The following is a 15,329-nucleotide window of genomic DNA, read 5'->3' on the forward strand; positions in this document are numbered from 1 at the left end:
CAATTTCACGAGGGAAATACCCATGAGCACTATCAGCATTATCGGCTCGGGCGGCATGGCCGCGGCGATTGCCGGTCGTACCGCCAACGCCGGACATACCGTTGAGGTGATCAGCCGCGACCCGGCCAAGGCGCAGGCGCTGGCCGACAAACTCGCCGCTGGCGCGACCACTGGAATCTACGGGGCCGCGCCGGCCGGCGACATCGTCATCCTCGCCGTGCCGTACACCGGTGCTGCATCGGTGGTGGCCGACTACGGCGACGCGCTCGACGGCAAAGTGATCATCGACATCACCAACACAGCCTCCCCGGACCTCACGGGCCTCGTCTCTCCGGCCGGCAGTTCGGGTGCACAGGAAATCGCCAAAATCGCCCCCGCCAGCGCGCATGTCGTGAAGGCGTTCAACACCCTTTTCGGACACGTTCTAGCCAAGGGCGGGCGCCTCGACGCGTTCATTGCCGCCGACGATTCGCAGGCCAAAGCACGCGTCTCGACGTTCATCGAGAGTATCGGGCTGCGCCCGCTGGATGTCGGCGGCCTGCACATGGCCCAGACGCTCGAGGCGCTCGGGCTGATGATGATCGGCCTGGCGAAAAACGGTGCCGGCAGTTGGGACATCGCCTTGAACGTCGATATCGGCTGAGTCAGACGCCCGAGAAACGGAGAGATTTCGATGAGCGAGCAAGAGAATGTCCAGATTGTGAAGGATGCGTTTGCAGCCATCGGCCGCGGCGACAGGCAAGGTCTGCTGGCGTTGTTCGCCGAAGATATCGCGTGGGTCATTCCGGGCGAAAAATGGCCGCTGGCCGGCACGCACCGCGGGCACGCCGGGTTGGCGAATTTGTTTAAGACGCAATCCGAAACGATGGAAACCTCACTCCTGGAACCCCTTGAATTCATAGCGCAGGGCGACCGCGTCCTGGTCCTCGGCTTCGCCAGCGGCAAAATAAAAGCGACGAACAAGACGTGGGAGGACGATTGGGTCTTCGCCATTACGGTGCGCAATGGAAAGCTGACGCACATCCGGGAATATATCGATACGCAAGCACTGGCCCGCGCTTCCGAGCCGAACGCCAGCCGTTGAACAGCGGCTACGGCACCAAGTGAGTCTGTACCCACTACGTGGAGGATTGATGATGTTTAACAATAAACAAATCGTCACAGAACTGTACGCCGCCGGGGAGGGAAGCGGAAAAGACATCGCGAAGTTCGTCTCCTTCTTCTCGAAAGAAGGATACATGCGCGACATTCCTACCGGCATGACGTTGCGCGGGCAGGCGATTGGCGATGCAATCGACGCATTCGCAAGTGCATTCCCTGATGTTCACCGCGAGCTATTCAACATCTACGTCGCGGAGAATGTCGTAGTCGTCGAACTCGCCATTCGGGGCACGCATAAAGGTGAGCTGACACTTCCCTCAGGGACCGTCGCTCCAACGGGCAAGGTGATTGATGTTCCGTGCTGTGACGTTTTTCACCTGGAGGATGGAAAGGTCATCTCGTTTAATTGCTACAACGCGGCTTCCGTCATGCAGCAGCAGCTTGGGCTTGTTGGTGGGTGATGGGTGGTGTTGGGGGGCGCATCAAGTTTTGCTTTTATGGAGGCGAGGGCGCGCTCGGATATCTGACCCAGAGTTGTCCTCCGTGGAAAGCTGCTATTGACCCAAAGCGGCCCTTCGCGGAGGTCAGCTCTTTTCAGCGTCCGCGTTTTCGCTCCTGAACTGCATAATCTCGGGCAGGTTGTTTTCAATCCAGTCGACCATTGCTTCTACCTTGGTCGCTGCTGCCTCTCCCAGGGGAGTCAACGTGTATTCCACATAGGGCGGCACTATCGGTCGAGAGAGCCGGTTGACGAGCCCATCGCCCTCTAACCCCTGGAGTGTCTGTGAAAGCATTTTCTCACTCACTCCACCGATTTTCCGACGCAGCTCACTAAAACGATGCGTGCCCCCCAATAAAACAACTAGCACCAGGACGCCCCAGCGGCTGGTCATATGCTTGAGGACCTCTCGCGAAGGGCAATCAGCATGCATAAGTTCGCCGCGACGTATTTTTTCGGAGACAAGGTGAGGGATATAATCTTGGCGGCTCATAATACTTACCTTTTTGTACGTACTTACTATTAGTTAGCCTGTGCCATAGGATGATCACTCCTTCCTTTGGAATCAAGGTGCTTCATTATGATTGCCGTCACAGGTGCTACCGGCCAATTGGGCCGTCTCGTTATCGATTCGCTGCTTGAAACCGTCAACCCACACGAAATCGTCGCGTTGGTGCGCGATCCACTCAAGGCGCAGGATCTTGGCGCGAAAGGCGTTGACGTCCGTCAAGCGGATTACAACCAGCCTGACACCCTTCGTAGCGCCTTGGTCGGTGTTCAGCGTCTGCTGCTGATTTCGTCAAGCGAAGTCGGCCAGCGTACGGCACAACATCGTGCCGTCATTGACGCGGCCAAATCTTCGGGCGTCCAACTTCTGGCCTACACCAGCATGCTGCACGCAGACAAGTCGACACTTGGCCTGGCTGTCGAGCACCGGGATACCGAACGGGCGTTGGTAGAGTCTGGATTGAATTACGTACTGCTGCGTAATGGTTGGTACAGCGAGAACTACACCGTTAGCGTGCCGCCTGCGGTCGAGCACGGAGCTATTATTGGTAGTGCACAAGAGGGTCGAATCTCCTCCGCAGCGCGAAAAGATTATGCTGACGCGGCAGCCGTTGTACTGACCAGCGAAGGTCAGGCAGGCAAGGTATATGAACTGGCAGGTGATGAGAGTTACTCGTTATCCGAACTGGCCACGGAAGTCGCCAAACAATCCGGTAAGACCGTTGTTTACAACGATCTTCCACAAGAGCAATACAAGGCAGTACTCATTGGATTGGGCCTACCGGAAGAGTTCGCAGGGCTGCTGGCTGATTCTGATGCCGCCGCAGCTAAAGGCGATCTGTTTGATGACTCTCGCCAACTGAGTGAGTTGTTGGGACGTCCAACGACCCCGATTGCTCAATCCGTTAGCGCGGCGCTTAAGCACTAAAACTAGCCAGCAGCAGCTTTGCTTAATGCTTCCAAACCGCATTGAGCAAAGCCATCCACGCCAACCATCGAGGACCGGGTTGACCGTCTGCTTTCGGCCCAGAGTGTGTAAAAACGTACGTCGAGGTGCATCACATCCAGCTAGCAAGCCGGGCCAATCGCCGGAACACTCTGACGAACATAATAATTGTCGAATTCACTGCTTTCGATGAATTGGAAGCCATGGCGGGTATAAAAGTGATTCGAAGCGCTTTGTTTGAGTGCTCCAACTTTAATAGGGAGCGCAGCCGCATCCGCCTCTTTGAAAATCTGAGTGAGAACAGCAGACCCTACACCTGATCCTTGCGCGGTCGGTCTCACATACAAGTGGTCGAGCAAGAGTTCATTGTGGTGATGCTTGACCACTACAAAACCAACCCTCTCTCCAGATACCTCGATATAGCGTGTGTTGCGAGCTTCAAAACCGCTAAGAAACCGCTCGCGCGCGCGCACTGGATCAAATCGCCCAACACGCTCCAGACTTTCGCGCATGGCCTCAATTCGAATGGCTACAAGATTATCCAAGTCGCTTTGTTGAGCTAGGACCAAAATGATTGGGGAATTTTGATTGGGTGTGACGGGCATATTTGGCGCTCCAACTACCATCCTGGGAGGCCAGTATAGAGAGCCTGATATGTGGTTCCCAGTTTGGCTTCACCGTCGAACTCAGACATCCATCTCAAATATGAATGAAGGGCTGTCTCATTCATTTACAGGGGTAGCCAGTGAAACGCTTCATTCAAGGTGAACATCGAGTCAAAGTACCTTACTTCCCGAGAGCCTCGACGACTACGTGAGCGATACCAATCCGTAGTCGACGTCTTCGTCGACGAACTCGACCGAATGCATCTGGGTTTTGAAGGTGTCATTCCAGCCGATACTGGCCGACCTGCTCACCATCCCCATTTGCCACGACCGCTCGAGATTTGAACCGTTAACTGGTTGGAATCCTTCATATAAACCCCTTTCTCTAACGCCTGATTCATAAAGATAACGACAAGCGTGCCGATACTCCAAAAGTACTCCAGGTCACTGCACACTGTTTTTGGCGATGAGCAAGGAAACAAAATGATGTCTACTCGTCAGAGCGTACTCAAAGCATCAGACGTGACTCTTTGCGGTTTGGTGTGCCTGGCTGGGGTGGCCGTCACGTTCTTGGTGCTGATTCTGTTCTTAGGGTCAGAGCAGCGTACCGTTAGCGTTGCTTTTCAACTTGAGGTCGACGAAAGATTCAGTCGCCTGCAACGACGCTTTAATACTCAGGTCTTGAAATTAGACGTTGTGAGGCGTTTCTTTATCAACGCCGACGATGTCACTGAAAAGGAGTTTCTGGGATTCGTTACGCCTCTGGTTGGAGAGGAGGAAGCCTATAGCTGGGTACCAAAGATCTTAGAGAAGGATCTACAAGCGTTTCGCGCCAAGGCGCTTCTCAATGGCACCAGTGATTTTTCATATCATGAAATTAATCCCGTCACCGGCGAAAGAGTTCCCCTCGCCAGCCGGCCGGAACACTGGATATTGCTCTACCTATTGAAGCGCGATGACGTAAAGATCATACCCGGCATGGATGTTATGGCTCGCCCGGGGCGCCAAGCCTTGATGGGCAAGGCACGAGAAACACGTCAAATAGTCGTGTCGGAACCGTTGAAAATGACCAATGGGCAGTCGGGGGTTTTCTTTGTTGCTCCTGTATTCCACGAGTCCCCTGAGGTTGCATTGAACGGTGATAATTTGCAGGGGTTCGTTGTCTCCAGCGTACGCTTGGCTTCTTTGATGGAACAAGGCATTCCATTACCAAGTCTGCAACGACTGAACGTGACGCTTTCATTGATCGGCACGCAGCATCAAGCGGAAAACATTTATCAGAGCTTGGCCCCTGCTGCCCCTTCAGCGCTGCACACGCAGCGGTTGCTGAAAGTAGCCGACCAAAATTACTTGATCCAGTTTAGACCCAGCTCAACATTTCTGGTCGCCAACAGCTACGCACTGTCCATCAGCCTGATTATCGTGTTCGGAGCAGGGTTGACGCTGCTGCTGACCTTGATGGTGTACTTGCTGATTACGCAGCGCGCCCGCGCGCTCTCGCTGGTTAATGAACGCACGCAAGATTTGCGTTTGTTGAACATTACCGATCACCTGACCGGAGTCTATAACCGTCGATACTTCGAAGAGTTGATGGAGCGCCTGCTCATCGAGGCTAGCGTGCAATACCGCCCTCTGTCGCTGATCATGTTTGATGTCGATCACTTCAAACACATCAACGACCGCTGGGGCCATCAGTGTGGTGATAACGTTCTGAAGTCGTTGTGCGCACGAATACGTTCGGCAACACGCAAAACCGATCTGCTGTGCAGAACAGGCGGTGAAGAGTTTGCATTGATCTGCCCGGATATCGAACTGAACGATACAAGGCTGCTGGCAGAAAAACTTCGAGTTCTAATAAGCACCGTACCGTTTGATGATATTGGACAGGCGACTTGTAGCTTCGGCGTTGCAACGTGGATTCCATCAGAATCGTTCGACGCCTTCATTCGGCGTGCCGATACCGCGATGTACAGTGCAAAATCAAGTGGTAGAGATCAAGTCCAACTTGCAGATAGGTAGCAGATCGGCTACCCGGATGTCACTGCGCAAAAGCCAAAACTCGACAGCTTCGCAGCCACGCTCTGCCTTCAGGTAATCATCCCGTTGTCCAGCACGCCCCCTGGTAATGACCGGTAGAAGACAACCCAAATCAGCCCTTTGGTGAAGGGCTGAAATCGACCCATTGCTGCCGGTGGCGACAGGCGTCATCGACCCATAGCAGGCAACGGAACGAAGACCTCGCCGTCAGCTAATCTATTTCAACAATAACGACGCTGAAAGCGAGGCAAGGGAATGAAAATGGGATTTAGGGATGATCTAGTCTGTTCAATGGTTCTGATCACTCTCGTTCTCGTTTACGCATCCAGTGCTGGCAGCACGCTCTACTTAGGCTTCTGGTATCTCATTGGAGTGCCAGTGGTAATGTTGCTTCCAGGCTTGATTCTACGTTCTCGGGCCCTGTTTTTAACTGGAACAACAGCCGCAGCGGTTGTCACTCTTCTGGTCTACATGGCGATCGTATCCAGCGCGGGTCGTGATGGCGGTCTCGTTGGGTTGGGTCATTTATTTTCTGTCCCAGGGATGGTCGTCGGCACAAGTGTTTCGGCTTGGTTGTTGAGGTTCCGTGTAAATACGAGCTTGCCATGGATAGTCGCGGGCGTTGCGTTTCTGGGAGCCGGCTTCGGTTTCATGATTGCCCAAGTTATCGTGTGCACCACCGCCATGTACTGCGGCGCACTATCGATAGGTGTTTGGAATTAACTGAACGAGCGTCCGCTTCAGCCCGATTGCCGTCTTCCACGATAGGAAGCAAACGGCCATAGAGGGCATCAAGGCAGTCGGAAGGCTTCAGTACTTACCGTTCATTCCTAATCGAATAAAAAAATGATGAGATTCCAGCCTACCCCAAGAGTAAAAATGAGCAGTATGAGCAAAGACGTAAGTGTTATCGATTCATGGGGCATGATGGTCACTCCATAAAGTAGCAAAGTACTATGAGCGGCGAACTTGGGCCTGAGCATTTTATTAACCATTGAATGCAGGTGCCTTGGGAGTACCGCTGACCCGGCTCAATCAACTTGACGTTCTTGATTAATGTGCTTGGTTAACATTCAGCAAGCTCTGTGCCAAATTTTTAGAGCCTGTAAGTTCTGCCGTTGTAACCCATTTTATGGGCCTCTTTCGCTATAAAGTTGGGGTAAATAAAGCCCGTTTAAGGGGGTGTTTCCTCTGACGTGGGGGAAGCATTTTCAAGTGGGTTCAGGAGGCGCTCTCCGAATTTTCGTCCCGGTGATGAACGATAAGCCTGAGCTGACCGTTCTTGAAATTCCGGACTGAATGCTGCCGATCGCGAATGGCAAGACTCGATAGCTACCCCATGAAAGGCAGCTATCGAGCGATTGAGATTTCCGTCCAGGAACACAACCTGCCACGCCGCGAACAGCCCTTCAGGCAATGCCTGAGCAGGGCTGCGGCGTTGCGGTCATGTCAGCGTGTTACCGGGGTGCCGAGACCGCCACGGTCACCGTCGCCGGTGTCGATAGCGCGCCCTTGGTATCGCTGGCTTGATAGGTAAAGCTGGCGACGAACGACGCGGCGATTGTGGGCGGTGGCGTGTAGATCACACGTAGGCCGTCGGTGCTGACGGTGACCGTGCCCTTGCCGGCGCTCGGTTGCGTCAGACCCACCACTTTAAGTGGCACATGACCGTCAGGGTCGGAGTCGTTGGCCAGGACATTGATGGTCAGCGGTTTGCCGTCTCTGTTGGTGGCGCTGTCGGGTTTGGCGACCGGTTTTTTGTTTTCGCCTTCGCCCGTGCGGAAGGTCGGCAGCGCCGCCGAGTTCACATAGGTGACGCCGTCCCAGCCGGGCAGGGGCGTTGGCATCAACTGGAACTGGCCGGGCCTTTCGATATCCCAGCGCAGCAGCATCGAAGTGTCCTCATGCTGGGTGTTGTGGCAGTGCTCCATGTAGGTCCCGGCGAACTCGCGGAAGCGGATCGCCATTTCGACATCCACTGAACTGTCGATGCCCTCGCCAATGCGATAGACGTCCTTGCGCGCCCATTTTTCCCATTCCGGCGGCGCCTTGCCGTCGCGGTTGAGGACGATGCCTTCTTCGAAGTGCACGTGCACCGGGTGGTTCCAGCCGTTGCCGCCGTTCCTGATTTTCCACACCTCAAGGGTACCGTCGCCGGAGTACCCGGCATCCGTCGGACCGTTGGCCAGTTGCGGAGCGGCGCTGATTCGCCGTGAGTCCATCTGATAACCAAAACCGCCGTCGGTCTTGATGGTCCAGGGTGCTTCGTCGGTGCCATCGGAGCGACCGAAGATGAACTCGCGATGCCGCGCCAGTTTGAGTTTGGCCTGCACCGTCGGATCGTCACGGTTGAGGGTCAGCGGAATCATGATTTTACCCGCCGCCTTGCCCGGTTTGGCCGGCTCGTACTCGGCAGGGTTCATGCTTACATCCGTGCCGCTGTAAGGCTGCACCACCATTTGCATGAACTTGCCCACCACCGGGTCGCCGCCGTCCCATTCCAGTCCTTTGCTCCCCAGCTTGAGCACCGCTTTGTACTTCCCGGACAGTACGTCGGCCAGGCTTATCGGATCCATCTCCGGCCCCCTCCCGCCCTGGTGCACCATCAGGTTGACGAAGTACAGTTTGTCGCCAGTCTTGATCCCGTTTTTCGCGAAGTTGACGATGATGTCGTAACGCTCGGCGATGCCTTGGGTCGGCAGGATAGCGTTGTGGTCCTGCAGGTCACCGTCGCCGTCCAGGTCCATGCTGCCGTCGAACGGCACGGCGTGTTCCATGAGGTTGCCGTCGTTGCCGATCAGGTGGAACGGCACGCGCGCATAAGACACGCCGGAGCCTGCCGGTCCGGGGAACTCGCCGCCGGTGCCGGCGATTTCACGCACCAGCGCGATCCTGAAGTAGCGCGACACCGAGCCGTTGAGGATGCGGAAACGATAGCTGCGAGCACGCACGTTCAGGCGCGGCTGATACTGCCAGTTGACCAGGATCTGGTCGCCGAGGAAGCCGTCGGTGTTGAACGGGTTGAACCACAGCTGGCCGTTCTTATCCCAGGCCTTGTCGGCCATCATGATGTTGACGTCATAGTCGCGGTTGCCCCAGGGCAGCGCCGAACCGCTGGGCAGGCGCAGGTTGACGCCGTCCTCGACCGCCTCGTTGCCACGATCGAGGGCGCTGTAGTAATTCATCATCACCGCGTTGCCCTTGTAGACGTTCTGCGCGGTGAAATCGAGCATGTGGTCGTGGAACCAGTGAGTACTCATGGTTTCGCGCCAGTCGCCTCGAATCTTGATGGTGCCGTTGTTGCAGGTCTTCAGGCCCGGGGTGGCGTCGTTGACGAACAGGGTTTCGCCCGGCGCGCAGGGGAACGCCGCGCGAGGATCTTCAGCCTTGGTGTTGATGGTGTCGTAGCCGGCCAGTTGCATTGGCCAGCGATAGTCGTAGTACTGCCCCGGAAAGAAAAACGCATTGGTATAGCCGTCGCTTTCGGCCGGGTTGTGGCCATTGTGTTCGTGGGTGCTGAGGGTGTGCAGGCCGAAACCCATGTTGGCGGAAGGGTCGATCGGCAGCGCGTTGTAGTGACGCATCAGCACCGGTTGGCCGTAGCGCACCATCAGCAGTTTGGTTGGAAAGGTGCCGTCGAAGGTCCATAGCGCCTTGTGGTTCTGAATCGGCATTTTGGGGTGAAAACGGGTGTCGATGCCTTTGGTGGTGCCCGTGGTGGTCGGGATGTCCGAGGTCTGGTAGTAGAGCCCGCCAGGCCCGAACTCACCGACGGCGTAGTTGTGCATTTGTCGGCGGTCGCGCATGCCACCGTTGAGTTTGGCACCGGCTTGCACGGTTTTGAAGGCAACCTGCGGGTAGAACTCGTTCCAGCGCTGATGCGACCAGCCCTTTCCTGGCGGACGACCTTCAGCCGGCGAACCGACCGGATGGCGGTTGAGGAAGGCCTCGATCTGCGATTTCCACGGGTTGCGATCCAGCACGTTGGAGTACTGCGACGGAAACGGGTAGATCCCGGGCTGGCGCATGAAGGCTTCCAGTGCCGCACTCGACGGGCCGCTGCGAGCGATGCTGTCCGGGTCCTGCTGCGGCGCCGGGCCGGCAAGCGGCACAGGGAAGGTCAGTGTCGGCGCGGGCAGGGTCGGGTCGAGTTTTTCCGTGCCGAATTCCTCCATCAGCAGCAGTTGCTGGGTGTAGGGCTGCGCCCCGAACAACGGGCTGGGTTTGCCGTTGGTGGGGATTTTGAACGAGGTTTGCAGGGCTGGCGGCAGCGCGTTGTCAGCACGTGGAGTGTTGCGGTCACCGTACACGCCGTTGGGCAGGGCAATGGCGCCCTGGTTGGTCGGCGGCATTGTTTTCAAGGCTTCCAGCGCTGCCGCAGGGTCGGCGGGCGGGTTGGTATACGCCGAGGGGTCCGTCGGGGGCGGCTGGCTGACATCGTCGAGCGGCACGGCATTGGCGGTGTTGAGCGTAAGGAGCATCGCATAGGGCAGGCTTGACCTGCGCAACAAGACGATGGAAGTGCATGGTGTTTTTGCGCGTTTCATTTTTCACCCCTCGCGTGATGCCCCGCCGTCTCCACGTTCGGGACGACAGCTAATGCGGGTAAAGGGTGTGGAGCAACAAACGAGCCATTACAGCAGCGCGACGAAAAAGTTCAGTTTAATTGACCGGTGGCTGTGAGTGTGACAAGTGATCGAAAAACCGGGTGGGGGAGATTCCTCAAATACGGTTGAAACTCCCCGTTTTTGGTGGGTGTAGTGGCCCATTTGTGGGAATGCTGATTGCCCATTTTCGACAGTGAAAAATCAGCGCCATAGCGGTGAGCGTGGTTCGGCGGGATGGTTTTGAGCGGCGGGAGTGGATGAATCAGCGTTCCCCGGAAGTGGGGGAGCCGGTCGGCCCTCATTTGGCTCGACCGGTCGACAGGCGAATGTCAGTTCGTGACCAGCAGTTCCGGGCCAAGGTAGTTGTTGATCTGGTCGATATCGTCGTCGCCCAGACTGCCCACCGAAGAGGCCAGGCGCAGGCGCGACATCAAGTAGCGCAACTTGGCCTCGAACAGATCGTGTTGCGCAACGAAGAGCAGCTCCTGAGCATTGAGCACGTCGGAATTGGTGCTGGTGCCGCCTTCCTTGAAACCCTTGCGTGTCGACGTCAGTGAGCGTTCGTTGGACTCCACGGCCCGCTCCAGCGCGTGAATACGCTTGGCGCCGCTGTGGATGCCGGCATACTCGCGGGTGGTTCCGGAGATGACTTCTTGTCGCGTGGCGTCGAGCTCGTCCAGGGCCTTGTAACTATTGGCGCTGGCTTGGCGTGTGAGTGCGCTGGTGCCGCCACCGTTGTACAGCGGGATATTGACTTCCAGCCCGATTGAGCCGTAGCGGTTGCGTTGATTGAGTTCGGAGATTGATTGGCTATCGCCTGCGGTGTAGCCGGCAACGAAATCCAGTGTCGGCCAGTGTCCCGCCTTGGCGCGCTTCACTTCTTCTTCAGCGAGGTCGCTGCTATGGCGGCGCGCATGGATCAGCGGGCTATCGGTCTGAGCCTTGATCAGCCAGTCCTGCAGGTTGTTCGGTAGCAGCGGTGGGGTGTCGAAGCCCGGACGCAAGGTGGTCAGCGATTCGGGTGTTTCTCCGATGTGTTCCTCAAGCTTGCGACGCGCATTGATCAGGTTGTCCTGAGCTTCGATCAGCTCGGCTTCGGCGAGGTCGCGACGAGCGACCGATTCGTCGATGTCGGTGACAGTACCGGCCCCCAGTTCCATGCGCCGTTTCGCCGAGGCGAGTTGTTCATCGAAGGCGCTCAGCTTGGACTTGGCGAGGACAATGGTTTCACTGGCCAGGAGTACGTCGAAATAGCTTTCGGCCAGGCGCACCGCGGCGTCCTGACTCTTGGCATCGAACACCGCGACGCTGTAGTCGGCACGTTGTTTACCTTGGCGGTACTCGGCCATTTTCTGTTTGTTGAACAGCGGCTGGCGCAAGCGCACATTCGCGCCCTTGGAGTCGTAGTCCAGGTCCCTTTCGATGCCGTTCTGGCGCTGGGTGCCATTGACCTTGTTGTCGTAGGCCGAGGCGCTGATCTGCGGTAGCAGTCCAGCCTGGCCAATGGCGCGGTTTTCCAGGCCGGCCTCTTTTTCATGCACGGCGGCGCGGTAGACGGGGCCCTGGTACTGCAGCAGGTCCCAGGCTTGTTTGAGGTCCATGGCGCTGGCCGGGAAGGACAGCCCCAGCAGGCAGAAGATCAGGCAATGACGGTCCATTTCATTGCTCCTTGAACGAGCTGTCGACTCGCTCGAGCATGGGTTTGAGGAGATAGCTCATCAAGTTGCGCTCGCCGGTCTTGATGGTGACGCTGGCGGGCATGCCGGGACGAATGTGGTTGCTGCCAAGCAGGCTCATGCCGTCGGGCGTGACTTCTACCTGGGCCAGATAGAACGGTTGCTTGCTTTCCTCGTCGAGCAGGCGGTCGGCGGAAATGGTCTTCACGCGGCCTGGGATGTTGGGCGTCCGGGCATGGTTGAAGGCCGGGAAGGAAATGTCCACGGCCAGGCCGGGGACCATCTTGTCGATGGCCTGTACGGGAATCATCGCGTCGACCTGCAGCGGTTCGTTGTCCGGAACGATTTCCATGATCTTGAAACCGGGCTGAATGATCCCGCCGATGGTCGCAATGCTCAGGGACTGGACCATGCCATCGATGGGCGAGCGAATCACCGTGTGGGTCACTTCGTAATCCAGCGCACGCAAGCGGTCGGCCAGGGTGGTGTTTTCCTTGGCGGTGTCGGTGAGCTGCGATTCGACTTCCTTCTGGTAATCATGCTGGCGCTGCAGGATGCGCAGTTTTATTTCGGTGGCCTGGCTGCGTATGCGAGCGATGTTATTGAGGTTTTCGGCCTGGCCTGCGGAGAGGTCGGCATTGCTGCGTTCCAGCTCAAGCAGCCGGTTGCGCGGCACATAGCCTTCGGCTGCCAGCATGCGGGTGCCTTGCAGTTCCTGGCTGAGGAAGTTGATCTGCGAGGCGCGGGCGCCATAGACCTGCTGCAAGCCCTTGAGCTGCACCGCCGACGCTGCGAGGTTTTCCTGCAGAATGCTGATTTCGCCAGCGAGGCCGGCGCGCCGGGTATCGAGCAAACGTTGTTGCAGATCCATGGCGGCGACCAGGCGGTGGTCGTTGCCGAAATGCTTGAGCAATTCGGGATCGTAGTTCACCACATTGCGGCCGTCGCGTTCCGCTTCCAGGCGGTTTTCCACGGTCTTGCTGACGATGTACTGAGCGCTGATCGCACCCAGTTCGGCAACCGCACGCAGCGAGTCGAGGCGGACCAGCTCCTGGCCTTTTTTTACGGTATCGCCTTCGCGTACAAAAATGGCCTCCACGGTGCCGCCGCTCAGATGTTGCACGGCTTTGCGATTGCTGGTGACTTTCACCGTGCCTGTCGCTACCACGCCGGCATCCAGCGGCGCCAGCCAGGACCACAGCAGGAAGCCGCCGAAGCCGGCGAGTACCAGCCACATGCCCCTGCGCATGGGTTTGCCGACGTCCAGATCCACCACGTTCCGGGGATCGGTGTGAATCATCTCGATGTGTTGGTTCATTTGCATGATCGGTCACTCCCGTGCTTTGACGGAGGCCAGCGGAGTCGATGCGCCTGCAGGCATCACATGGGTCTTGCGCAGCGCTGCGAATACTTCTTCACGTGTGCCCAGCATCTGAACGCCGCCGTCGCGCAGCATCAGCACCTTGTCGACGGCGCAAAGCACGTTGGGGCGGTGGGAAATCAGGATGACGGTGGCGCCACGGCCCTTGAGTTGGGCCAGCGCATCGACCAGGGCCTTTTCACCGACGTCGTCGAGGTTGGCGTTCGGCTCATCCAGCACAATCAGATTGGGCTCTCCATACAGCGCGCGGGCCAAGGCGATGCGTTGCTTCTGGCCACCGGAAAGCGGGCTGCCGTCGGTGCCCAGACGGGTCTCATAACCTTGCGCAAAACGCAGGATCATCTCGTGCACTCCCGTCGCTCTTGCAGCGCGGATGACCGCGTCGCTGTCCACTTCGCCAAAGCGCGCGATGTTGTCGGCGATGGTGCCCTCGAACAGCTCCACATCCTGCGGCAGGTAACCGAGCCAGGGGCCCAGTTCGCCCTTGTTCCAGGTGAAAATGTCCGCGCCGTCCAGGCGCACCTTGCCGGCCTGCGCTGGCCAGACGCCGACCAGCAGGCGGGCGAGGGTGGATTTGCCCGAGGCGGATGGGCCGATAATGCCAAGGCTTTCGCCGGGCGAGATGTTGAAGCTCACCCCGCGCAGAATCGTGTTGCCGGTGCCGGGCGCGCCGGCATACACATTCTCCACCGCCAGCATGCCAAGCGGCCGCTGCAGCGACATGCTGGGTGGCCGGCGCGGATAGTCTTCAAGCATCTCGTTGAGCCGGCCCCAGGCCGAACGGCAACCGAGCAGTTGCTTCCACGACGCGATGACTTGTTCCACCGGGGCCAGCGCCCGGCCGGTGAGGATCGAGCAAGCAATCATCATTCCGGGGGTGATCTTGCCTTCGATCGCCAGCAGTGCGCCGGCGCCGAGGATCAGCGACTGCAGCGTGATACGCACGAAGCGCCCGGTGCTGCTGATCAGGGCAGCACGGTCGGAGGCCAGGGTCTGCATTTCCAGGATGCGCAAATGGCTTTGGTACCAGCGCTTGCCAATCGACGGCAGCATGCCCATGGCCTCGATGACCTCGGCGTTGCGCAGGTTGTTGTTGGCGTAGCAGGCGGAGGAGAGGGCGGCCTGATTGGCTTCGGCCAGCGGCTTCTGCGTGGCCTTTTCGGTGAGATAGGCCAGGAACACCAGAATCAGCGAGCCGATCAGGGTGATCAGTCCGAGCAGCGGGTGGTTCAGATAGGCGACCAGCAGGTACAGCGGCGTCCAGGGCGCATCGAAAAAAGCGAACAGGGCATTGCCGGCGAGGAACTGACGCACTTGCGCGAGATCTTGCAGGGCCTGGGCCGGATTGCCTCCGGCACGGCTCAGGTTGCGCTCGAACGCAGCGGTGAAGACGCGTCGGTTGAGGTCCATGTCGAGGCAGTTGCCGACCCGGATCAACACGCGGGTGCGGACCCATTCCAGCGTGGACATCAGCAAGAACAGCCCTATCACCAGCAAGGTCAACATCGTCAATGTCGTGACGTTGCGACTCACCAAGGCCCGGTCATACACCTGAAGCATGTACACGGCAGGCGTCAACATCATGACGTTGATGATGCCGCTGAACCCTGCCAGCGAATAAAAACTGCGACGCAGGCGAAAAATAGCTTCAGCCAGTTCGGATCGGGTACTCGAGAGATTGTGCATTTGAAAGACCCTCACCGAAAAAGTCGGTTGTGCTTGCGGCAAAAAAGCAGCAGCAAATGTCATCGCTAACCATAGATGTAGTTGCGAATGCTTCTCGTGGACACAAGCGATAGCGTTCTTGAAAAAGTTCCATAAATTTTTATGTTCACATGCAGCAGCGTAGGTGGCGTTTGTTTCTCTAGCGATACAGTTTGAAATAACATTTCGCTCTAGCTGTTCTTCTGAATTTCTATAACTCTTTTAAGAACAGTAAGTTGTGGTACCAAATACAAATCGAATTTTTT

General features: G+C 57.5%; 12 protein-coding genes and 1 pseudogene. 7 read left to right on the forward strand and 6 right to left on the reverse strand.

Going from position 1 to position 15,329, the window contains the following annotated elements; genetic code table 11:
- Positions 1–22: 22 nt before the first annotated feature.
- The 3 genes from LOY68_RS11980 to LOY68_RS11990 are packed head-to-tail and all read left to right on the forward strand — an operon-like array spanning position 23 to position 1,562.
- Positions 23–643, forward strand: coding sequence for an NADPH-dependent F420 reductase (locus tag LOY68_RS11980; protein WP_265044796.1), 621 nt, complete (start codon positions 23–25; stop codon positions 641–643).
- 30 nt (positions 644–673) lie between these two features.
- Positions 674–1,084, forward strand: coding sequence for a nuclear transport factor 2 family protein (locus LOY68_RS11985; RefSeq protein ID WP_265044797.1), 411 nt, complete (start codon positions 674–676; stop codon positions 1,082–1,084).
- Positions 1,085–1,133: 49 nt separating this feature from the next.
- Positions 1,134–1,562 (forward strand): ester cyclase, encoded by a 429-nt coding sequence (locus LOY68_RS11990; protein ID WP_265044798.1) that lies wholly within the window; start codon positions 1,134–1,136, stop codon positions 1,560–1,562.
- A gap of 123 nt (positions 1,563–1,685) precedes the next feature.
- On the opposite strand, the gene LOY68_RS11995 is transcribed toward LOY68_RS11990, so the two are convergent.
- Positions 1,686–2,093 (reverse strand): winged helix-turn-helix transcriptional regulator, encoded by a 408-nt coding sequence (locus LOY68_RS11995; RefSeq protein WP_265044799.1) that lies wholly within the window; start codon positions 2,091–2,093, stop codon positions 1,686–1,688.
- 87 nt (positions 2,094–2,180) lie between these two features.
- On the opposite strand from LOY68_RS11995, the gene LOY68_RS12000 reads away from it, so the two are divergent.
- On the forward strand, positions 2,181–3,035 hold the full coding sequence (locus LOY68_RS12000; RefSeq protein ID WP_265044800.1) for an SDR family oxidoreductase: 855 nt from the start codon (positions 2,181–2,183) through the stop codon (positions 3,033–3,035).
- 140 nt (positions 3,036–3,175) lie between these two features.
- Here the strand turns inward: LOY68_RS12000 and LOY68_RS12005 are convergent, their stop codons facing one another.
- Positions 3,176–3,658 (reverse strand): GNAT family N-acetyltransferase, encoded by a 483-nt coding sequence (locus LOY68_RS12005; RefSeq protein WP_265044801.1) that lies wholly within the window; start codon positions 3,656–3,658, stop codon positions 3,176–3,178.
- A gap of 140 nt (positions 3,659–3,798) precedes the next feature.
- On the opposite strand from LOY68_RS12005, the pseudogene LOY68_RS12010 reads away from it, so the two are divergent.
- The 3 genes and pseudogenes from LOY68_RS12010 to LOY68_RS12020 all read left to right on the forward strand — a co-directional run.
- A pseudogene (locus tag LOY68_RS12010) lies at positions 3,799–3,976 on the forward strand (IS5/IS1182 family transposase); the annotation flags it as partial.
- A 168-nt stretch (positions 3,977–4,144) separates the two neighbouring features.
- A complete protein-coding gene (locus tag LOY68_RS12015) occupies positions 4,145–5,677 on the forward strand; it encodes a sensor domain-containing diguanylate cyclase (RefSeq protein WP_265044802.1) in 1,533 nt (510 codons plus the stop codon).
- Between the two features lie 273 nt (positions 5,678–5,950).
- On the forward strand, positions 5,951–6,418 hold the full coding sequence (locus LOY68_RS12020) for a hypothetical protein (RefSeq protein ID WP_265044803.1): 468 nt from the start codon (positions 5,951–5,953) through the stop codon (positions 6,416–6,418).
- Positions 6,419–7,152: 734 nt separating this feature from the next.
- Here LOY68_RS12020 and LOY68_RS12025 read toward each other — a convergent pair.
- The 4 genes from LOY68_RS12025 to LOY68_RS12040 all read right to left on the reverse strand — a co-directional run bounded on the left by LOY68_RS12025 (position 7,153) and on the right by LOY68_RS12040 (position 15,045).
- Positions 7,153–10,176, reverse strand: coding sequence for an Ig-like domain-containing protein (locus LOY68_RS12025; RefSeq protein WP_265045770.1), 3,024 nt, complete (start codon positions 10,174–10,176; stop codon positions 7,153–7,155).
- 455 nt (positions 10,177–10,631) lie between these two features.
- Entirely contained in the window at positions 10,632–11,960 is a 1,329-nt protein-coding gene (locus LOY68_RS12030; protein ID WP_265044804.1) for a TolC family outer membrane protein, read from the reverse strand.
- Between the two features lies 1 nt (position 11,961).
- On the reverse strand, positions 11,962–13,302 hold the full coding sequence (locus tag LOY68_RS12035; protein ID WP_265044805.1) for an HlyD family type I secretion periplasmic adaptor subunit: 1,341 nt from the start codon (positions 13,300–13,302) through the stop codon (positions 11,962–11,964).
- Positions 13,303–13,308: 6 nt separating this feature from the next.
- Positions 13,309–15,045, reverse strand: a complete 1,737-nt coding sequence (locus tag LOY68_RS12040; RefSeq protein ID WP_265044806.1) for a type I secretion system permease/ATPase — start codon at positions 15,043–15,045, stop codon at positions 13,309–13,311.
- Positions 15,046–15,329 lie beyond the last annotated feature (284 nt).

Origin of the sequence: Pseudomonas sp. B21-053, assembly GCF_026016365.1 — a bacterium.
Taxonomy (GTDB): domain Bacteria; phylum Pseudomonadota; class Gammaproteobacteria; order Pseudomonadales; family Pseudomonadaceae; genus Aquipseudomonas; species Aquipseudomonas nunensis.